This window comes from Pseudarthrobacter sp. TE9888, assembly GCF_056279345.1.
Map to the genome: position 1 here is coordinate 3,657,318 of NZ_JBWBRD010000002.1, position 19,860 is coordinate 3,677,177.

General features: G+C 65.7%; 17 protein-coding genes. 6 read left to right on the plus strand and 11 right to left on the minus strand.

Going from position 1 to position 19,860, the window contains the following annotated elements; translation table 11 throughout:
• Window positions 1–48 precede the first annotated feature (48 nt).
• A complete protein-coding gene (gene leuA, locus ACZ9J7_RS17440; protein ID WP_476211172.1) occupies window positions 49–1,788 on the minus strand; it encodes a 2-isopropylmalate synthase in 1,740 nt (579 codons plus the stop codon).
• Window positions 1,789–2,041: 253 nt separating this feature from the next.
• On the opposite strand from leuA, the gene ACZ9J7_RS17445 reads away from it, so the two are divergent.
• Window positions 2,042–3,994 carry a M13 family metallopeptidase gene (locus tag ACZ9J7_RS17445; RefSeq protein ID WP_476211174.1) on the plus strand — a complete coding sequence of 651 codons (1,953 nt, stop codon included), beginning with the start codon at window positions 2,042–2,044 and terminating at the stop codon, window positions 3,992–3,994.
• A gap of 87 nt (window positions 3,995–4,081) precedes the next feature.
• Here the strand turns inward: ACZ9J7_RS17445 and ACZ9J7_RS17450 are convergent, their stop codons facing one another.
• The 5 genes from ACZ9J7_RS17450 to ACZ9J7_RS17470 all read right to left on the minus strand — a co-directional run bounded on the left by ACZ9J7_RS17450 (window position 4,082) and on the right by ACZ9J7_RS17470 (window position 9,598).
• Window positions 4,082–5,671, minus strand: a complete 1,590-nt coding sequence (locus ACZ9J7_RS17450) for an LCP family protein (RefSeq protein ID WP_476211176.1) — start codon at window positions 5,669–5,671, stop codon at window positions 4,082–4,084.
• A 97-nt stretch (window positions 5,672–5,768) separates the two neighbouring features.
• Window positions 5,769–6,728: a GTPase Era gene (gene era / locus ACZ9J7_RS17455; protein ID WP_476211178.1), complete on the minus strand. Its 960-nt coding sequence runs from the start codon at window positions 6,726–6,728 to the stop codon at window positions 5,769–5,771.
• Window positions 6,712–8,043, minus strand: a complete 1,332-nt coding sequence (locus ACZ9J7_RS17460) for a hemolysin family protein (protein ID WP_476211180.1) — start codon at window positions 8,041–8,043, stop codon at window positions 6,712–6,714. The genes era and ACZ9J7_RS17460 overlap by 17 nt, the downstream gene beginning before the upstream one ends.
• Window positions 8,040–8,513, minus strand: coding sequence for an rRNA maturation RNase YbeY (gene ybeY, locus ACZ9J7_RS17465; protein WP_476211181.1), 474 nt, complete (start codon window positions 8,511–8,513; stop codon window positions 8,040–8,042). Before ybeY ends, ACZ9J7_RS17460 begins: the two co-directional genes overlap by 4 nt.
• Window positions 8,510–9,598 carry a PhoH family protein gene (locus ACZ9J7_RS17470; RefSeq protein WP_476211890.1) on the minus strand — a complete coding sequence of 363 codons (1,089 nt, stop codon included), beginning with the start codon at window positions 9,596–9,598 and terminating at the stop codon, window positions 8,510–8,512. The genes ybeY and ACZ9J7_RS17470 overlap by 4 nt, the downstream gene beginning before the upstream one ends.
• 414 nt (window positions 9,599–10,012) lie before the next feature.
• Here ACZ9J7_RS17470 and ACZ9J7_RS17475 point away from each other — a divergent pair, with 414 nt between their 5' ends.
• Window positions 10,013–10,930, plus strand: coding sequence for a GerMN domain-containing protein (locus ACZ9J7_RS17475; protein WP_476211182.1), 918 nt, complete (start codon window positions 10,013–10,015; stop codon window positions 10,928–10,930).
• Here the strand turns inward: ACZ9J7_RS17475 and ACZ9J7_RS17480 are convergent.
• The 3 genes from ACZ9J7_RS17480 to hrcA all read right to left on the minus strand — a co-directional run bounded on the left by ACZ9J7_RS17480 (window position 10,923) and on the right by hrcA (window position 13,925).
• Window positions 10,923–11,696 carry a 16S rRNA (uracil(1498)-N(3))-methyltransferase gene (locus ACZ9J7_RS17480; protein WP_476211183.1) on the minus strand — a complete coding sequence of 258 codons (774 nt, stop codon included), beginning with the start codon at window positions 11,694–11,696 and terminating at the stop codon, window positions 10,923–10,925. The two genes, ACZ9J7_RS17475 and ACZ9J7_RS17480, sit on opposite strands and share 8 nt — an antisense overlap.
• A gap of 2 nt (window positions 11,697–11,698) precedes the next feature.
• Window positions 11,699–12,826 carry a molecular chaperone DnaJ gene (gene dnaJ / locus ACZ9J7_RS17485; RefSeq protein WP_476211185.1) on the minus strand — a complete coding sequence of 376 codons (1,128 nt, stop codon included), beginning with the start codon at window positions 12,824–12,826 and terminating at the stop codon, window positions 11,699–11,701.
• Window positions 12,827–12,911: 85 nt separating this feature from the next.
• Entirely contained in the window at window positions 12,912–13,925 is a 1,014-nt protein-coding gene (hrcA, locus tag ACZ9J7_RS17490) for a heat-inducible transcriptional repressor HrcA (RefSeq protein WP_476211187.1), read from the minus strand.
• Between the two features lie 170 nt (window positions 13,926–14,095).
• Between hrcA and ACZ9J7_RS17495 the strand changes: the two genes are divergently transcribed.
• Window positions 14,096–14,947, plus strand: coding sequence for a DUF3097 domain-containing protein (locus ACZ9J7_RS17495; protein ID WP_476211188.1), 852 nt, complete (start codon window positions 14,096–14,098; stop codon window positions 14,945–14,947).
• A gap of 121 nt (window positions 14,948–15,068) precedes the next feature.
• Window positions 15,069–15,479 carry a DUF4870 domain-containing protein gene (locus tag ACZ9J7_RS17500; RefSeq protein WP_141941485.1) on the plus strand — a complete coding sequence of 137 codons (411 nt, stop codon included), beginning with the start codon at window positions 15,069–15,071 and terminating at the stop codon, window positions 15,477–15,479.
• Window positions 15,480–15,515: 36 nt separating this feature from the next.
• Here the strand turns inward: ACZ9J7_RS17500 and hemW are convergent, their stop codons facing one another.
• Both hemW and lepA read right to left on the minus strand, forming a co-directional pair.
• The gene (hemW, locus tag ACZ9J7_RS17505; RefSeq protein WP_476211190.1) at window positions 15,516–16,745 is read right to left on the minus strand and encodes a radical SAM family heme chaperone HemW; all 1,230 of its coding nucleotides are present in this window, start codon (window positions 16,743–16,745) and stop codon (window positions 15,516–15,518) included.
• A gap of 25 nt (window positions 16,746–16,770) precedes the next feature.
• Window positions 16,771–18,627 (minus strand): translation elongation factor 4, encoded by a 1,857-nt coding sequence (gene lepA, locus ACZ9J7_RS17510; RefSeq protein WP_476211192.1) that lies wholly within the window; start codon window positions 18,625–18,627, stop codon window positions 16,771–16,773.
• A gap of 175 nt (window positions 18,628–18,802) precedes the next feature.
• Here lepA and ACZ9J7_RS17515 point away from each other — a divergent pair, with 175 nt between their 5' ends.
• Entirely contained in the window at window positions 18,803–19,354 is a 552-nt protein-coding gene (locus ACZ9J7_RS17515; protein WP_476211193.1) for a type II toxin-antitoxin system PemK/MazF family toxin, read from the plus strand.
• Window positions 19,355–19,524: 170 nt separating this feature from the next.
• The gene (rpsT, locus tag ACZ9J7_RS17520; protein ID WP_018761400.1) at window positions 19,525–19,785 is read left to right on the plus strand and encodes a 30S ribosomal protein S20; all 261 of its coding nucleotides are present in this window, start codon (window positions 19,525–19,527) and stop codon (window positions 19,783–19,785) included.
• The last annotated feature ends 75 nt before the right edge of the window (window positions 19,786–19,860 follow it).

Consider the following 19,860-nt stretch of genomic DNA (forward strand, 5'->3'; position numbering starts at 1 on the left):
AGGCCGCGGCGGCGCCGCCGGCTGGAACCGGCGGCGCCCCTTCAGGTGTCAGGCCCGGGCGTCCCGGATGGCGCGGTTGACCGCCGAAATGACGGCCTTGAGGGAGGACATGCTGGTGTTCGCATCGATGCCGACGCCCCACAGGACCCGCTCCCCCACGGCGCATTCGACATAGGCGGCCGCCGCGGCGTTGCCGCCCTCGGACAGGGCGTGCTCGCTGTAGTCCAGCACCCGGACGTCCACGCCGTCGTCGTGGAGGATGTTCAGCAGGGCTGCGATAGGTCCGTTACCCGTTCCGGTCCGGTTGACCTGGGCACCATCGATGGTGAGTGCGGCGTGAAGCGTCATGCCGCCGTCGGCATCCGTTTCCGTCTTGACCCCGCCCAGCGAGTAGCGTCCCCACTGCCCCTCGGCCTGGCCGGACGGCAGGTACTCGTCCTGGAAGGTCTGCCACAACTGGGCTCCGCTGACCTCGCCGCCCACGGTGTCGGTGCGGCGCTGGATGACGCCGGAGAACTCAATCTGCGCACGGCGCGGCAGGTCCAGGCTGTGCTCGTTCTTCAGCAGGTAGGCCACGCCGCCCTTGCCGGACTGGGAGTTCACGCGGATGACGGCCTCGTAGCTGCGGCCCAGGTCCTTGGGGTCCACCGGCAGGTAGGGAACCTGCCAGGTGAAGTCGTCCACGGCCTTGCCGGCCGCGGCGGCGTCGCGCTCCAGTGCTTCGAAGCCCTTCTTGATCGCATCCTGGTGCGAGCCGGAGAAAGCGGTGAACACCAGGTCGCCACCGTACGGTGAACGCTCCGGAACCGGCAGCTGGTTGCAGTACTCCACGGTCCGGCGGACGTCGTCGATGTTGGAGAAGTCGATCATCGGGTCGATGCCCTGGACGAACATGTTCAGGCCCAGGGTCACCAGGTCCACGTTGCCGGTCCGTTCGCCGTTTCCGAACAGGCAGCCTTCGATGCGGTCGGCGCCGGCCATGTAGCCCAGTTCGGCGGCAGCCACCCCGGTTCCGCGGTCGTTGTGCGGGTGCAGCGAGAGGATGATGCCTTCGCGGGGGTGCAGGTGCCGGCTCATCCACTCGATGGAATCGGCGTAGACGTTGGGGGTGGCCATTTCGACAGTGGCGGGCAGGTTGATGATCACCTGGCGGTCGGCGGAGGCCTCGAAGACATCGGCGATGGCGTTGCACACCCGGACGGCGTACTCGAGTTCCGTGCCGGTGAAGGACTCCGGCGAGTACTCGTACGTTACGTGCGTGTCAGCGAGGGTTTCCTCGTACTTCCGGCACAGCCGGGCCCCCTGCAGGGCGATGTCCAGGATGCCGTCCTCGTCCTGGTTGAAGACCACGCGCCGCTGCAGCACGGACGTGGAGTTGTAGAGGTGGACGATGGCCTGCTTGGCGCCCACCAGGGACTCGTAGGTCCGTTCGATCAGGTGTTCCCGGGCCTGCGTGAGGACCTGGATGGTGACGTCATCCGGGATGTGGTTGCCTTCGATGAGCTGGCGGACAAAGTCGAAGTCCGTCTGCGACGCGGACGGGAACCCGACCTCGATTTCCTTGTAGCCCATCCGGACCAGCAGGTCGAACATCTTCATCTTGCGGGCCGGGCTCATGGGATCGATGAGCGCCTGGTTGCCGTCGCGCAGGTCAACTGCGCACCAGCGCGGGGCCTTGGTGATGATCTTGTCCGGCCAGGTGCGGTCTGGCAGTTCAACCTTGATCTGGTCCTGGAACGGCATGTACCGGTGGGCGGGCATTCCTGAGGGCTTCTGTGCGTTACGCATGATGTTCGTGGCCTTTTCTATCGATCTTCAGTGAAAGGGTGGCCGGGCAACACAAACTCCGCAGCGAGGGTGGGCCGTGCGCTAGATAGCGTCTGTGGCCTCGCCGCGGCAGCTAAGGAGAAGGAGCTCTGCACGCACACTTTGAGGGTAACACGGGTGCGTAAGATGAAAGGGCACTACCGTCCGTAAAGTCCAGCATGCAGACGCGCTGCGGTGTTCCGCCCGGCAGCGGCGTCCCAGCAAAGGAGTTGCAGTGCCCATTTCGGGGATCGATCTATCCACCATTGATCACACAGTCCGGCCGCAGGACGACCTCTACCAGCACGTCAACGGAGCATGGCTGAAGGCCACCGAAATTCCGGATGACCGTCCCCTGGAGGGCACCTTCACCGCCCTGCGGGACGGGTCCGAAATTGCCGTCCGGGACATCATCGAGGAGGCCGCAGCAAAGGGCGGCGACGCCACCGGGATCGAGCGGAAGATCGGCGGGCTGTACAACAGCTTCATGGACGAAGCCACCGTCGAGGGCAAGGGCATGGAACCCATCCGCGGGCGACTCGCGGAAGTATTTGCCACAGCGTCGGTGCGGGACCTCATGGCTCTGGCGGGACGACTGTTCCGCAAGGACGTGGGCGGCTTGTTTTACATCTACCCCGCCCCGGATGCGGGCAACCCCGACCGGGTCCTGCTGTACACCGGCCAGGGCGGCCTGGGCCTTCCCGATGAGTCCTATTACCGGGACGCGAAGTTCGAACCGATCGTTGCCGCATACACGGCGCACGTGGAGAAGATGTTCGAACTGGCCGGTGTTGCCGACCCGAAGGGTGCAGCAGCACGCGTGGTCGGGCTGGAGACAAAGCTCGCGTCCCACCATTGGGACAACGTCACCCTCCGGGATCCGCAGAAGACCTACAACCTGAAGACAGCGGATGAAGCCGCCGAGCTCTTCCCCCTCCTTGCCACCTGGTTTGACGCCGCCGGAATCGATGCGGACAAGCGCGCTGAAATCGTGGTCAGCACACCCGACTTCTTCGCCGGCGCTGCCGGCCTCCTGGACGAAGTCCCGGTAAGCACGTGGCAGGAGTGGCTGGCCATGCGCGTCGTCAGCGCGGCCGCGCCCTACCTGTCCTCAGGGTTCGTGGACGCCAACTTCGCTTTCTACGGCACCACCATCAGCGGCACGCCCCGTAACAAGGACCGGTGGAAGCGCGGCGTCGCGGTAGTCGAAGCCGGCCTTGGTGAGGCTGTCGGCCAGATCTACGTGGCACGCCATTTCCCCGAGTCCCACAAGGCGCGGATGCAGACTTTGGTGGCTAACCTGATCGAGGCCTACCGCCGAAGCATCAATGACGTCAGCTGGATGGGCGAAGACACCAAAGCCGAAGCCCTGCGCAAGCTGGAGGCGTTCAGGGCGAAGATTGGCTACCCGGACGAGTGGATCGATTATTCGGCCGTGGAGATCGACCCCCAGGACCTGCTGGGCAACGTGGAACGCGCCCACAACGCGGATGTCGACAGGCACCTTGATGAGGTGGGCAAGCCCGTGGACCGGAACAAGTGGCTGATGACACCGCAGACGGTCAACGCGTACTACCACCCGATGATGAACGAGATCGTGTTCCCTGCGGCCATCCTGCAGCCGCCGTTCTTCACCGCCGATGCCGACGACGCCGTCAACTACGGCGGCATCGGGGCTGTGATCGGCCATGAGATCGGGCACGGTTTTGATGACCAGGGCTCACAGTTCGACGGCGGCGGGGCCTTGCGGAACTGGTGGACCGACCAGGACCGGCAGGCTTTTGACGCGCTGACGGCGCGGCTGGTCGCGCAGTACGACGCGCTCTCCCCCACCGCCGCGCCAGGGCACCACGTCAACGGCCGGCTCACCCTCGGCGAGAACATCGGCGACCTTGCAGGGCTGACCATCGCTTACAAGGCATACCTGATCAGCCTCGACGGCAAGGAACCAGAGGTCCTAGACGGCCTGACCGGTCAGCAGCGTTTCTTCGCGTCCTGGGCAGCGGGCTGGCGCCAGGTCATCCGGCAGGAGGAGGCCATCCGCCGGCTTGCAACCGATCCCCACTCACCGAACGAGTTCAGGACCAACGCCATCGCGAAAAACCTGGATTCGTTCCACGAGGCATTCGATGTCACCGAGGACGATGGCATGTGGATGCCGGCCGCCGATCGGGTCAGCATCTGGTAACCGGAGCGCAAGAAAATGGGCCCCGCCGTGTCCGGCAGGGCCCATTTTCTTGCAGCTGGCGTTTGCGCGCCGCAGGAACGGCTGTTGCTACCTGACGATCAGCTCGGGATTGGCCTGCTGGCAGACCTTGTCGCCTGCGGTCTGATTAACGATGTCCTGGGGCAAGGCAGCGGCAGTTCCGCCGCCTGCCGCCCCGTAGGCCGTGCCGGTGGTGAAGTCGCTGCCGACATACACCTGAACGCCGGACACCCCCGGGGCGGGAATCATGAGCGTGGCAGGGATTCCCAGCAGGGCGGCCACATCGGCGGCCACGTCGGCGAAGCCATTGCCGTAGTAGACCGCCGACTTGGCAACCGGCTGGGCGAGGAACTGGCCGGTTTGGGTGAAGCCGCCGGCCACCAGCGCCTGGACCAGCTCCTGGGCGCGGCCGTTGACGCCGCTTCCATTGGCGACTGTAACGGGCTGGATGGCCTTGTTATACGGCGGCGCCGGCGGAGTTGTCTCCGTGGGTGTTGCCGACGGCGACGCCGACTCGGTAGGTGACGGCGTGGTGGGCGCGGTGGGATCGGTCAGGTCCACGTTTTTCCGCAGTGCCGAAAACAGCTGGGCCCCTGCGGGTTCGGCAATGACCAGCCTGTTCGGGTCCACGGGCGCCGGCGTCGTGGGCACTGCCACGAACGCCACCTTGCTGATGTCGATGTTCTTGAGCCGGTTCCCGATGGTCAGCAGTGTGGGAACAGACGCGAGCCCGTCATCCACCGTCAGGTTCTGGGTTACGACGTCGGCGATCTTCAGCATCTTCGCGGGGTCCGACAGGGTGCCTTCATCCTTGATCTTCCGCGTCAGCGAGGAGAGGAATCCCTGCTGCGCCTTGATGCGGCCCAGGTCACCGCCGTCGGCAAAGGCATGGCGGGTGCGGAGGAACGCAAGTGCCTGCTCGCCCTGCACGGACGACGTTCCGGCCGGCAACCGCAGCCTGGAATCAGGATCGTACACGGCGTCGCTGATGCAGACGTCCACGCCGCCGACGGCATTGGACAGCTCCTTCACGGCGTTGAAGTCCGCCATCATGAAGTGGTCCACCTGCATGCCCGTGAGCTTGTTGACCGTGTCCACGGCGCAGCCGATGCCGGCTTCGCTCATGGCCTCATTGATCATGACTCCGGTGCGGGCCGGGTAGTCCTTCTTGGTCTTCGTATCCTTGCAGTCCGGGATGTCCACCAGCAGGTCGCGCGGAAAGCTGATGACGTTGACGCGCTTGTTGTCCTCGGAGATGTCCATCAGCATCATCACATCGGACTTGCCGTAGCCCGTGGAATCATCGGCAGACCCATACTCCGAGTTCTTGCCATCGCGCGTGTCCGAGCCAAGGATCAGGATCTGCAACCGTCCCGTGGCGTCGTTCCCCGGGGACTCGGTGGTCTCCCCGCCGGCGTTCAACGGCGCCTTGGAGATGTTGTTCTGGAGCCGGAAGAACCAAAATCCTGCGAACGCTGCAGCCGCCACCAGGACCAGCGCGACCACCCCCGTGACGGCTTTCAGCCACAGGGGCATGCTCCGCAGGGGACCGAGGTGCCGTGCGGCGCCCACGGTGTGGCTGTCCGCGTGACGGGATACCGGTCCCGGTCCGGCTGACAGGTCAGCCTCGTTGTCGCGATTGTCGCGGCCTCGACCCACGTGGTGAACCTTCCTCTAAAAACGAAATCCGGTCCATTTTAGTGGTCCAGTCTGGTGAACATGCCTGGCACGCGCCCGCGAACGGCCCGAATGCGGGTCAGAAACCGAGTTTGACCAGCTGTTTCGGGTCGCGCTGCCAGTCTTTTGCCACCTTGACATGAAGGTCAAGGTAGATGCGGGTGCCAAGGAGGGCTTCGATGCCTTTGCGCGCGTTGGTACCCACTTCCCGCAGGCGGGCGCCGCCCTTGCCGATGATGATGGCCTTCTGCGAGGGGCGTTCAACGTAGAGGTTCACGCGCACATCCAGCAGGGGGTTGTCTTCCGGCCGGTCCTCCCGGGGAACGATTTCCTCCACTACGACGGCCAGGGAGTGTGGAAGCTCGTCCCGGACCCCCTCCAGGGCTGCCTCGCGGATCAGTTCCGCCACCATGACAGCTTCGGGTTCGTCGGTCAGTTCCCCGTCCGGGTACAGCGGGGGCGACGGCGGCATGTGGCTGATGAGCACATCGGCCACTGTTCCCACCTGGAAACCGTCGGCGGCGGAGACGGGAACGATGTCCTTCCAGCCGTCCTCGCCCATCACCTCGCGGCCCAGGGCGGCCACGGCGAGGAGCTGTTCCGTCAGCGCCTGCTTGTCCACGAGGTCGGCCTTGGTGACGATGGCGATCACGGGCTTGCGGCCCACGGCTGCAAGCTGGGCGGCGATGAACTTGTCGCCGGGCCCGATCTTTTCGTTGGCCGGCAGGCAGAAGCCGATGGCGTCCACTTCGGCGAGGGTGTCGGCCACCAGGTCGTTGAGGCGCTTGCCGAGGAGGGTGCGGGGACGGTGCAGCCCGGGCGTGTCCACCAGGATCAGCTGGGCGTCATCGCGGTGCACGATGCCCCGGATGGTGTGCCGGGTAGTCTGCGGCTTGGCGGAGGTGATGGCCACCTTCTTCCCCACCAATGCGTTGGTCAGGGTGGACTTGCCCGCGTTGGGCCTGCCAACCAGGACGGAAAACCCGGCGCGGAAACCGCCGAAGTCGTCCTGTTCGGCAGCCTTATTTTTCTTGCTCACGTGGAACTCCCTGCTGGGTTGCTTCGGCCTCTTCCAGGAGGCCTTCAAGGTCAGTCTCTACTCTTGGTACGGGCGCCGCAATGATATGGCTGACCCGGTTCCGCCGGCCCTCCAGCCGGTCCGCCCGCAGCGAGACGCCCTGCACGTCAACGCTGCTGCCCACGATGGGGACCCGGCCGAGCGCCTTCGCGAGGAGGCCGCCCACCGTGTCCACCTCGTCGTCGTCAATCTCGAGGTCGAAAAGCTCGCCGAGGTCGTCGATGCCCATGCGGGCGCTGACCCGGTAGGAGCCGTCACCCAGCGCCACGGCTTCAGCGCTCTCGGTATCGTATTCGTCCACGATCTCGCCCACGATCTCCTCGATCAGGTCCTCGAGGGTCACCAGCCCGGCGGTGCCGCCGTACTCGTCGATCACGATGGCCACATGCGTGGACTCTTTCTGCAGTTCGCGCAGGAGGTCGCTGACCGGCTTCGACTCGGGCACATAGCGAACCTCGCGGGCCAGCGATTCCACCAGGGGCGGCTCCTGGCCAGCGCCCAGCTGGTGGATGACTGCGGCCACGTCCTTGAGGTAGACGATGCCCAGGATGTGGTCCGTGTTCTCGTTGATGACCGGGATCCGCGAATATCCCGAGCGCAGGAACAGCGACATCGCCTGGTGAAGGGTGGAGCCGGCGTCGATGCTGACGATGTCCGTCCTGGGAACCATGACGGCCCGCACCAGGGTGTCCCCGAAGTCGAAAACCGACTGGATCATTTCGGCCTCGGTGTCCTCGATCATGTCCGACTCGCTGGCGCGGTCAACGAGTTCCCGGAACTCCTGCTCGCTGAAGAACGCGTCGTCGCCGCCGGGGGCGCCCGGGGCTGCCGAACTTCCCAAGGCCACCAGCCAGCCCGGGATGGGGCCCAGCACGCTGGTGAGGAAGCGGACCATTGGGGCGGTGAAGCGGACCACCGCGGAGGAGTGCAGCCTGCCAAGCTGGCGCGGCGAGACCCCGACGATCACGAACCCCAGGAGGGCCATGATGCCGGTGGCCACCAGTCCCGCGAGCCAGACGTTGTCGAGCAGGCTTGCGATCAGGACGGCGACGGCCACCGCGGAGGCCATCTCGAACCAGACGCGCCAGAAGCGAAGCGCCCGGGTGTGGGCGACCGGTTCAGCCAGGATGCGGCGCATCGCGGTGCCGCGGCTCCTGTGCAGTGCCTCTTCGGCGTCGTGCCGGGGAAGGAAGCTGAAGGCAGCCTCGGCCGCGGTCAGCAGGGCCGCGACGGCAAGGAAAACGAGTGCCACCGCAACCAGCAGCAGTTGTGTCACTGGGTGGTCTCGGCAGGTGCTTCTTTGCCGGTGAAGCCGGACAGGAGTTCCCGCTGGAGCCCGAACATCTCCGCCTTCTCTTCCGGCTCGGCATGGTCGTAGCCCAGCAGGTGAAGGATGCCGTGCGTGGTCAGCAGCAGCATTTCGTCCTGCAGCGCGTGCCCGGCATTCCTGGCCTGGACCTTCGCGACCTGCGGGCAGATGGCGATGTCGCCCAGCATGCCCTGGGGCGTGGGCCGGCCCGGTGTTCCGGGGGTCAATTCGTCCATGGGAACCGAGAGCACATCGGTGGCGCCCGGTTCGTCCATCAGTTCGATGTGCAGCTTCTCCATGGCCGGCTCATCCACAAGGAGGATGGAAAGTTCGGCCTGCGGATGGATGTAGAGCTGTTCGAAGATGTACCGCGACAGGGCCACAAGCGCGGATTCATCCACCTGGATGCCGGACTCGTTGTTGACCTCGATGCTCACGCGTGTTCCCCCCGTTTTTCGCGGCTTGCTGAATGCTTGACCCGGTTACGCTGGGCTTCGTCCCAGATGCTGTACGCGTTGACGATGTCGCCAACGAGCCTGTGCCTGACGACGTCGGCGGCGTCCAGGACGGAGAAGTTCACGCCCTCGATGCCTTGGAGGATTTCTTCGACGATCCGCAGCCCGGAACGCGTCCCAAAGGGAAGGTCCACCTGGGTCACGTCTCCGGTGACCACCATCTTGGACCCGAACCCTAGCCGGGTGAGGAACATTTTCATCTGTTCCGGCGTGGTGTTCTGGGCCTCGTCGAGGATGATGAAGGCGTCGTTGAGGGTACGTCCCCGCATGTAGGCGAGGGGTGCCACTTCGATCGTGCCGGCAGCCATGAGCCGTGGAATGGATTCGGGGTCCATCATGTCGTGCAGGGCGTCGTAGAGCGGGCGCAGGTAGGGATCGATCTTGTCGCTGAGCGTGCCAGGCAGGAACCCGAGCCGCTCGCCGGCCTCCACCGCGGGGCGCGTCAGGATAATCCGGCTGACTTCCTTCTGCTGCAGTGCCTGGACGGCTTTCGCCATGGCCAGGTAGGTCTTGCCGGTACCGGCCGGACCGATGCCGAAGATCACCGTGTTGGCGTCAATGGCGTCAACGTAGGTCTTCTGGTTGAGCGTCTTGGGCCGGATGGTCCTGCCGCGGCTGGAGAGGATGTCGTGGGTCAGCACGTCCACGGGATTCTGCAGTGACTGCGTGCGCAGGAGCGCCACCAGCTGCTGCAGCACCGCGGGGGTGATGACGGTGCCGCGGGCCACAAGGCCGCGGACCTCCTGAAGGAGCCGCATGATGCGGGGAACGTCGCTGACCGGTCCGCTGATGGACAGTTCGTTGCCGCGGGCATGGAAGTTGACGTCCGGGAACTGCTCCTCGATGAACCGCAGCGCCTCGTCATGGCTGCCGAGGGACTGAACCATCTGGTCTGAGTTCTCGAAGAGGACTACTTCGGTCCGGATGCCGGGAAGGGAGTGCGGGAATTCCCCCGGACTGCCATCACCCGTGTTGAGCCGGCGCTTACCATTTGCTGATTCAGTCATGGTGCTGGCCCGCAGGCCCGTGGTCCCCTCGAAGATCGACATCAGTTGTTTGCTGCAGCCGGTGCCCGTTGCACGGAGCACCTGCCAGCGATCCCTTTATCTTACGCCAGCACATGCCCCGGCCGGATACCTTGCGGGCCAGTGACCTGCACCTCCGCCACCCTGAAGGGCCGTCCGCGGGCAACGAAAAGCAGCGTTTGGTATCAACTTCATATCGGCCTCATATCGTTCCCGTTGCAGTTGCGGCCGGGCAGGCAAAAGTGCGGTTGGGGCGGCCCTCCCCTGTGCAATGCTGGAAATCCAGCAGCATCTGCTGGAACGCCAGGCCGCCAGGGGGATCGGCCCGCCACGCCATGAAAGGACAAGGGCAGGACAGTGCCGGAAACCTCTGTGCCCGAAAGGGCAGGACGACCCATGGGCCGCCTGCGCCCGGCCGTCCTCGCGGGAATCCTGGTGCTCGTTCCGGTGCTCGCTGCCTGCACTGCCGAAGGCGGACCAGCCCCTACGGGGACCGTCGCCTCGGTCCCGGCCACCGGCGGCACCATGCCGGACGCACCCTCCACCAGCGCCCCGCTGGAAACCACCCAGTCCTCTAACAAGGCGCCTGTCTACTGGATCGGCCGCACGGGCGGGAACGTCTTCCTCTACCGCGAGTTCCGGGACGTCCCGGAGCAGGAAAACCCGGTGACACGGGCCCTGCGCGCCATGATGTCAGAGAAACCGCTTGACCCTGATTTCTTCACGCCGTGGCAGAATCCGGACAAACTGGCCACGTCCATTTCGGGCAAGGACATCATCACCGTTGACGTCTCCGCTGATGCGTTCAACAGCAACCTCGACGCTGATATGGCGGCCCGGGCCATCCAGCAGCTGATCTACACGGCCACCGCAGCCGCCGCGAGCTCGGGCCTGATCGATACCGGGCAGCAGATCCGCGTGCGGATCCTGGTGGACGGCCACACGGACTACGTGGCGTTCGGAAAAGTCCAGCTGGGCGCACTGATGACCCGGGCCGCCGGCCTGGTGGCACCGGTCTGGATCATCGATCCCCAGGAAAACACCGAGGTGCCCAGTGGCAGCGTAAAGATCACCGGCCGCAGCACGTCGCCGGGGGCAAAGCTGCACTGGCAAATCCTGCAGTCCGGGGACAGCGGCAGCAAAACGCCCTTCCTGACCGGAGAGACCACGGCGGCCGCTGCCCAGGGGCAGGCGGGAGTCTTCACGCTGGCACTCAACCTGCCACCGGGCGACTACGAGCTCCGGGTGGCCCAGGCAGGTTCCGGCGGGGAGCCGGACCGCAATGAGGACACGAGGTCCTTCAAGGTCAGGTAGCGGCCCACCGGCCAAGGATGTCGCTTGCCAGCACGACGGCGGCCGGACCGGCTGTGGAGGACCGCAGGACGTGGTGCCCCAACAGGGCAGTCACGGCGCCTTTGTCGCAAAGTTTCGTTACTTCCCGCGGGCTGATGCCACCCTCCGGACCCACAATCAGCAGGACTTCCCGGATCCCGGCCGGGGCACTCCCCTGCCACTCCTGAAGGACAGCACGCAGCGGGCGCACAGCGTCTTCGTGGAGGATGACCGCCAGGTCAGCGGCCGCCACGGCAGCGGAGAGCCCTGCCGTTTCAACCGCAGCCCGGACTTCGGGAATCCAGGCCCGGCGCGCCTGTTTCGCGGCCGCCGCCACGGCAGATTCCCACTTCGCATGGGCGCGGGCGGCCCTGTCGCCCTTCCAACGGACGATCGACCGTTCGGACTGCCACGGTACGACGGCGTCGATCCCCAGTTCCGTGGCCGTCTCGATCGCCAGCTCGTCGCGGTCACCCTTGGCCAGCGCCTGGACCAGTACCAGCCGGACGTCCGGCCTTTCATCCGTGGCCACGGCGCTGCATTCCACTTCGAGACCGGAAGGGGCAGCTGCGACGACTTTTCCGGTCATGCGGGTGCCGGCGCCGTCGACGATGTCCACCGGCTCTCCCGGCGACAGCCGTTTGACCGTCACGGCGTGGCGTGCCTCAGAACCGTCCAGGACAAAATGGCCGCCAGGGACCATTCCGGCCAGCGAGCCGGCGGGTGTGAAGAAGACGGGATTGCTCACCGCTACAGGTTACCGAACCGGTCCCGGAGCTTGGCGAACATGCCACCGCTGGCGGCGAGCTTTCCCTCGGTGATCTGTTCCCCGCGAAGCTTGGCGAGCTGCCGGAGGAGGTCCTCCTGCGCCGGGTCGAGCTTGGCCGGCGTGTCCACCTGGAGGTGGACCTTCAGGTCCCCGCGGCCGTAGCCGCGCAGGTGGGTGACACCCAGGCCGCGCAGGGTGATGATCTCGCCGGACTGGGTTCCGGGCTTGACGTCGATGTCCTGGGTGCCGTCGAAGGTTTCCAGGTTGACGTCGGTGCCCAGGGCGGCGGCAGTCATCGGGATGTGCAAGGTGGCGTGAAGGTCATCGCCTTCCCTCACATAGGTGGCGTCATTGTTGACGCGGATTTCCACGTACAGGTCGCCGGCGGGGCCGCCCGCAGGTCCCGCCTCGCCCTGCCCCGAGAGCTGGATCCTGGTTCCGGTGGCCACGCCGGCGGGAACCTTGATGGTCAGCGAACGCCGGCTGCGGATTCGGCCCTGGCCGCTGCATTCGTTGCAGGGGTCCTTGATGACGGTGCCGAACCCTTCGCAGGTGCCGCAAGGGGCCGCCGTCATGACCTGGCCAAGAATGGAGCGGACGGCCCGCTGGACCTGGCCGCTGCCGCCGCAGATGTCGCAGCGCTCGGGGTGCGTGCCGGGCCGGCAGCAGGATCCCTCACAGGTGGGGCAGACGACGGCGGTGTCCACTTCGAGCTTCTTGTTCACGCCGAACACGGCGTCGCGAAGGTCGATCCGGACGCTGATGAGGGCGTCCTGGCCGCGGCGGACGCGGGAAGCCGGGCCGGAGGTGCCCCCGGCGCCGAAGAAGGTGTCGAAGATGTCCTGGAATGCGAAGCCCTGGCCCGCGTAACCGGCCCCGCCGAAGCCGTTGTCCGTGCCGTTCTCGTTGCCCGTGGTGTCGTAGATCCGGCGCTTCTGGGGGTCGGAAAGGACCTCGTAGGCGTGAGTTACTGCCTTGAAGCGTTCCGAGGCATCCTCACCGGGGTTTACGTCCGGGTGGAGGGTGCGGGCCAGTTTGCGGTAGGCCTTTTTGATCTCTTCGCCCGTAGCTTCGGGTGAGACTCCAAGGACGTCATAGTGGCTGCTCAAAGTTCGTATCTCTTCCTTGTTGTACTGCGTTCAGTCGGGCGCCCGGCTCTTTGTTCCCGGCCGGAGAATGCTCCGGCCGCGCGGGTCAGGGCCCCAAAATCCTGGAAAGGTAGCGGGCCACTGCCCGGACGGCGGCCATGGTGGTGGGGTAGTCCATCCTGGTCGGGCCGAGGATCCCTACCTTGGCGGCGCTGTCCGGGCCGTAGCCGGTGGCCACTACCGAGGCTTCGGCCAGGCCGTCGTAGGGGTTCTCCCTTCCGATGCTGACGGCAACGCCGCGGTGGTCCTGTGCCATCTCGCTCAGCAACCGCAGCATCACCACCTGCTCCTCAAGGGCCTCGAGTACGGGGCCGATGCTGAGGGGGAAGTCCACGTTGGACCGGGCCAGGTTGGCTGTCCCGGCCATGACCATCCGGTCCTCCCTGGTGTTTTGCGCCAGCCCCTCGAGGCCAAGTGCCAGGGCGTGCGCAGCCTGGCGGTGTGCCTGCGCCGTGCCCGCCACGACGGAAGGAAGGGCCGTGGCAAGCCGGCTCAGCGGCGTCCCGGACAGTGCGGCGAGGAAACGCGTGCGGAGTGCTGCCACGGCGTCGTCGCCCAGGTCCTGGCCGACGTCGATGACCCGCTGCTCCACCTTGCCGCTGTTGGCAATGAGCACCACCAACACCTTGCGGGGGGCAAGCAGCACGAATTCGATGTGGCGCACCAGGGCCTTGCTGAGGTGCGGATACTGGACCACAGCCACCTGGTTGGTCAGTTGGGAAAGCAGCCGGACAGTACGGTCCAGGACGTCGTCGAGATCGTCTGCGCCTTCAAGCAGGGACTGGATGGCCCGGCGTTCGGCTGCAGAGAGCGGCTTGACCGCCGAGATCTGGTCAACGAAAAGGCGGTAGCCCTTGTCCGTGGGAATCCGCCCTGCACTGGTGTGGGGGGCCGTGATTAATCCCTCGTCCTCAAGGGCCGCCATATCGTTCCGGATAGTTGCGCTGGAAACCCCAAGATGGTGCCGCTCAACCAGGGCCTTCGACCCGACCGGCTCGCGGGAGTGGACGTAATCCTCCACGATGGCCCGCAGCACTTCCAGTTTGCGTGGCTCGCTCACTCTCCACCTCCATCCACGGTGCGGGGCCCATGCCCCGCCAGATGCCACCTTGTTAGCACTCGACATGCCTAAGTGCTAACAGTCTATTATGCCTTGGCCCGTTGTTAGCATTGGTACCGCTCCGGGCGAAATTCCGGTGCGGAGGACCTAGCGCTAGGCGGATCGAATCCATGGATTACCAAAACTGGGGGCCCCGCGGCATATCCGCCCCGGCCAAAGCGGAATTGCCCGAGGTGCCGGTGGAGCGGGGCATGGTGCTGGAGGACGTGCAGTCAGGCTGGGTGGGTGCCGTGACGCGGGTGGAAAAATCCGGAGGAATGCACGTGGTTGCCCTGGAGGACCGGCGCGGGAAGTCCCGGTCCTTCAAGCTGGGTTTCGGTTTCCTCCTGGAGGGCCGGCCCATCAGGCTCGTGCCCCCGGCACCACGTCCGGCTGCCGGCGGTCCGGTCGCCGGCAGGACGGCCTCCGGTTCTGTCCGGGTCGCCGGCCAGCGGGCCCAGGTGGCCAAGGCAAGCCGCATCTGGGTGGAGGGCAAGCACGACGCCGAACTGGTGGAAAAGGTCTGGGGCGACGACCTTCGGGTAGAGGGCATCGTCGTCGAACCCCTGCACGGCATCGACGATCTCGCCGCGGCGGTTGCCGGCTTCAACCCCGGTCCCGGCCGGCGGCTCGGCGTCCTCGTGGACCACCTCGTTCCGGATTCGAAGGAGTCCCGCATCGCCGACGCCGTTATGGCCTCCCCCGGCGCGGCCGGGAATGTCCTGATCGTGGGACACCCCTACGTTGATGTCTGGCAGGCTATCCGGCCGGCGGTGCTGGGCATCGACAAGTGGCCTGCCGTGCCCCGTGGACAGGACTGGAAGACCGGGATCCTGAAAGCCTTCGGCTGGCCGCACGCCACCAAGGAAGACATCGGCCTCGGATGGCAGAAACTGCTGGGTACCGTCCGCACATACGCCGACCTGGAAGCATCGCTGCTGGGGCGGGTTGAGGAAGTCATCGACTTCCTCACCGTGCCCTGAAGGGCGGACACTGCCCCCGGAGCCAGTATTCTTGATAGTGCAATGCCGGCTCTCCCAGGGGTATTGCACACCGCACCCGTATTTGACGTCAGCACCACTTGCATCTCCGAAGGAACAGACTGTGGCAGAAAACGCACGTGATCACAGGGACGGCCAAGGCCGCTCCGAGTACCATGGCGTCCCCGCCAATGCCCTGCCGCTCACGGCCAGCGAGGACCGCCAATGGGCCACGCTGGCACATTTCGGCGGGATCCTTGGCTGCGTGCCCTCGCTGCTGATCTACCTGATCTTCCGCGACCGCGGGCCGTTCACCGCGCAGGAATCCAAAGAGGCACTGAACTTCAGCCTGCCCCCCACCATCGCCGCCGTCCTGGCCAACATCCTGGTGTTCATTCCCTACGTGGGCAACATCTTCGCCGTGATCGCAACCCTGATTTGGGTCGCGCTGACCTGTTTCTCCGTGGCCGCAGGGATCCACGTCAACAAGGGCCAGCCGCACCGCTACCAGTACAACCTGCGCTGGATCAAGTAGCGGAGCGGGCCCTCCCCTTGGACGCGCCGGCGGCCGTCAGTCCGGAAGGACGCGGCGGACCACGGCGTCCGCCAGGAGCCTGCCCTTCAGCGTAAGGACAAGGCGGCCCTGGAAAGCGGCGGCCGGCTCCACCAGGCCGCCAGCAATGAGCCCGGCAACCTGGTGCCTGCCCCCGGCGCTAAGGGCCGAAACCTCAAGGCCTGACTGCAGGCGCGCCTCCAGCATCACCCGCTCCATGTTCCTGGTTTCGGCGTCAAGGGTTTCCCGGCCCGCCGCAGGCGAATGCCCCTGGGACAGGCGGTTGGCATACGCGGACGGGTGCTTCACGTTCCACCAGCGCACCCCGCCCACGTGCGAGTGCGCGCCGGGGCCGATGCCCCACCAATCGTCGCCACGCCAGTAGGCCAGGTTGTGGCGGCACGCGTGCTCCGGACTCCGCGCCCAGTTGCTGACCTCATACCAGCCGAGCCCGGCGTCGGTGATGAGCTGGTCGGCGAGTTCGTACTTGTCGGCGTGGTCGTCGTCGTCAATTCCCAGCACCTCGCCGCGGCGCATCTGCGCGGCCAGCTTGGTGCCGTCCTCCACAATCAGCGCGTAGGCGCTGATGTGGTCCGGCTGGTAGGAGAGGGCAGTCTCCAGGGAGTGGCGCCAGTCGGCCAGCGACTCCCCCGGCGTCCCGTAAATCAGGTCCAGGCTGACATCCAGCCCGGCCTCCCGCGCCCACTGCACCACCTGCGGAACCCTGCTGGGCGTATGGGTGCGGTCCAGGACCTTCAGCACGTGCGGGACTGCGGACTGCATGCCGAAGGAGACCCTCGTGAAACCCGCCTCCTTGAGGATGGCGAGGGATGCGGGGGTGACCGAATCGGGGTTGGCTTCCGTGGTGACCTCGGCGCCGTCCTCGATGCCCCACCGGTCAATGGCGGCGCGAAGGATCAGGGCGAGGTCATCGGCCGGAAGCAGGGTGGGCGTGCCGCCCCCGAAAAAGACAGTGCTGAGCTTGCGTTCCGGCAGCCCGGAACGACTCATCACCTGGGCGGCCAAGGACACTTCCGACACTGCGGTTTGCGCGTAGGCATCCTGCGACGCGCCGCCGCCCAGTTCCGTAGCGGTGTAGGTGTTGAAATCGCAGTACCCGCAGCGCACCGCGCAGAACGGAATGTGGACATACAGGCCAAAGGCCCGGGCCGCCGCACCGTCCGCTGCCTGGGCAGGCAGCAGACCGTCCGACGGCGCCGGGTCGCCGAGGGGAAGTACGCTGGGCATCAGCGGGTCCCCTGCTGCGCGGTGGTCACTTCTTCTTGGCCTTGTCCTTCGATTCGTCGGTGGTGAGGGCGGCGATGAACGCTTCCTGCGGAACCTCCACCGTGCCCACCATCTTCATGCGCTTCTTGCCCTCTTTTTGCTTCTCCAGCAGCTTGCGCTTTCGGGAGATGTCACCGCCGTAGCATTTGGCCAGCACGTCCTTGCGGATGGCCCGGATGCTTTCGCGGGCAATGATCCTGGAGCCAATGGCCGCCTGGATCGGCACCTCGAACTGCTGCCGCGGGATGAGTTCGCGGAGCTTGCCGGTCATCATCACGCCGTAGGCGTAGGCCTTGTCGCGGTGGGTGATGGCGCTGAAGGCGTCCACCTGTTCGCCCTGGAGCATGATGTCCACCTTCACGAGGTCGGCGACCTGCTCGCCGTCGGCCTTCCAGTCCAGGGAGCCGTAGCCACGGGTCTTGGACTTGAGGATGTCGAAGAAGTCGAACACGATTTCCGCCAGCGGCAGGCGGTACCGGATTTCCACCCGGTCCTCGGAGAGGTAGTCCATGCCGCCCATGACGCCGCGGCGGGACTGGCACAGTTCCATGATGGCCCCGACGAATTCGTTGGGGGCCAGGATGGTGGCCGAAACCATCGGTTCGCGGACCTCGGCGATTTTGCCCGTGGGGTACTCGCTGGGGTTGGTCACGCGGACCACCTTCTTGTCCTCCAAAGTCACCTCGTATTCCACGTTCGGTGCCGTGGAGATCAGGTCGAGGTTGTATTCCCGCTCCAGGCGTTCGCGGGTGATCTCAAGGTGCAGCAGGCCGAGGAAGCCGACTCGGAAGCCGAATCCCAGTGCGGCCGAGGTCTCCGGTTCGTAGACCAGTGCTGCATCGTTGAGCATGAGCTTTTCGAGGGCGTCGCGCAGCACCGGGTAGTCGGCGCCGTCCAGCGGATACAGGCCCGAGAACACCATGGGTTTGGCGTCGGCGTAGCCGGGCAGGGACTCGGCCGCCGGCTTGGCAAGGTTGGTGACGGTGTCGCCCACCTTGGACTGCCGAACATCCTTTACGCCGGTGATCAGGTAGCCCACTTCGCCCACGCCGAGGCCCTTGGAGGGTGTGGGTTCCGGGGAGCTGACGCCGATTTCGAGGAGCTCGTGCGAGGCCCGGGTGGACATCATCTGGATGCGTTCACGGGGGTGGAGCATGCCGTCCACCACGCGCACGTACGTCACCACGCCCCGGTAGGTGTCGTAGACCGAGTCGAAAATCATGGCCCGGGCCGGCGCGTCCGGATCGCCCGTCGGCGCCGGCAGGTCGCGGACGATCTTGTCCAGGAGCGCCTCCACGCCAACGCCGGTTTTGCCGGACACCCGCAGCACATCCTCCGGGTCGCCGCCGATTAGGCTGGCCAGTTCCGCTGCGTACTTTTCAGGCTGCGCCGCCGGCAGGTCGATCTTGTTCAGGACCGGGATGATGGCGAGATTGTTCTCCATGGCCAGGTACAGGTTCGCCAGCGTCTGGGCTTCGATGCCCTGGGCCGCATCGACCAACAGAATCGCGCCTTCGCACGCGGCCAGCGACCTGGACACCTCATAGGTGAAGTCCACGTGACCGGGGGTGTCGATCATGTTCAGCGCATAACTGACGCCGTCCACCTCCCACGGCATGCGGACGGCCTGGGACTTGATGGTGATGCCGCGTTCGCGTTCAATGTCCATCCGGTCCAGGTACTGGGCCTTCATGTCGCGCGCCTGGACCACCCCGGTTGACTGCAGCATGCGGTCAGCGAGGGTGGACTTGCCGTGATCAATATGCGCGATGATGCAAAAGTTCCGAATAATTGCCGGATCTGTCGCGGCGGGCACCGGTGCGGTGCGGGCCATGGGAGACACGCAGGGTCCTTACTGTTGGCTTTTCTGCAGCCCTCCGCCAGGCACACTGAAAGGCGCCCGCGGTCCAGCCGCACATCTTTAACTTCCAGTGTCCCACGTCCCGGACCCGGCCTCCGCATCCTGGCGGCCCGCCCACGGCCCCCCGGTACCGCAACTCCGCCGATAGGCTGTCCGGATGGCAATGAATCTGCGTTCCCTGGGAAACGCCGTCCGCCGCGGCCTGCGCATGCCGCAGAACCGGCCCAAGACCCAGCCGACGGGTCGGGAACATGGCCCCAGCGGCCGCACCCCCGCGTCCGCCGGCGGCGGCGTGCCCGTCGAGGCTGCCGCCTATCCCGGTGATTACCGCGGCCGGGTCTCCGTCCGCTACGCGCCCCAACCGGACGGAGACCCTGATCCGGGCGAGGTGGTGTGGGCCTGGGTCCCGTACGAAGAGGATCACGGGAAGGGGAAGGACAGGCCGGTGCTGCTGGTGGGCCACAACGGCCCGTTCCTTTTGGGGCTGATGCTGACCAGCAAGGACCGGGTTCCCACCGGTTCGTCGTCCGCGGAGTATGTGGATCTGGGCGCCGGCGGCTGGGACAAGCAGGACAGGCCCAGCGAAGTACGGCTGGACCGTATCCTGCAGATCCGCGCGGAATCCATCCGGCGCGAGGGTGCGGTACTGGACAAGGCACGCTTTGAAAAGGTGGCAGCCGGACTCCGGCGGCGACACGGCTGGGAGTGACCGCCCCAAAATGGCCAGAGCCGCCGCTGACCTGCTAGTCTTTATTGCTGTGTGTCCGTGCAGGTCGACGGTCACTGATGGTTGGCCGCCATAGGTATCCCCACGCCGCTCAGTCAAGGCCAGCCTGAAAGCCCTCTAGACCATTTCCGCATTACAAAGAGAGTTCACACGTGGCGAATATCAAGTCCCAGAAGAAGCGCATCCTGACCAACGAGAAGGCCCGCCTGCGCAACAACGCAGTCAAGTCTGAGCTGAAGACGGCCATCCGCGCCGTCAACACTGCTGTTGAGTCCGCTGACAAGGAAGCTGCTACTACTGCGCTCGTTTCTGCCAGCCGTAAGCTGGACAAGGCTGTCAGCAAGGGTGTTCTGCACAAGAACAACGCAGCGAACCGCAAGTCGGCGATCTCCAAGAAGGTCAACGCACTCTAAGGTTTCCAGTTCCCACGAACTGATGGTGTGGCCGGTACCCGCGGGTACCGGCCACACGCCTTTAAGCTGGCCCCC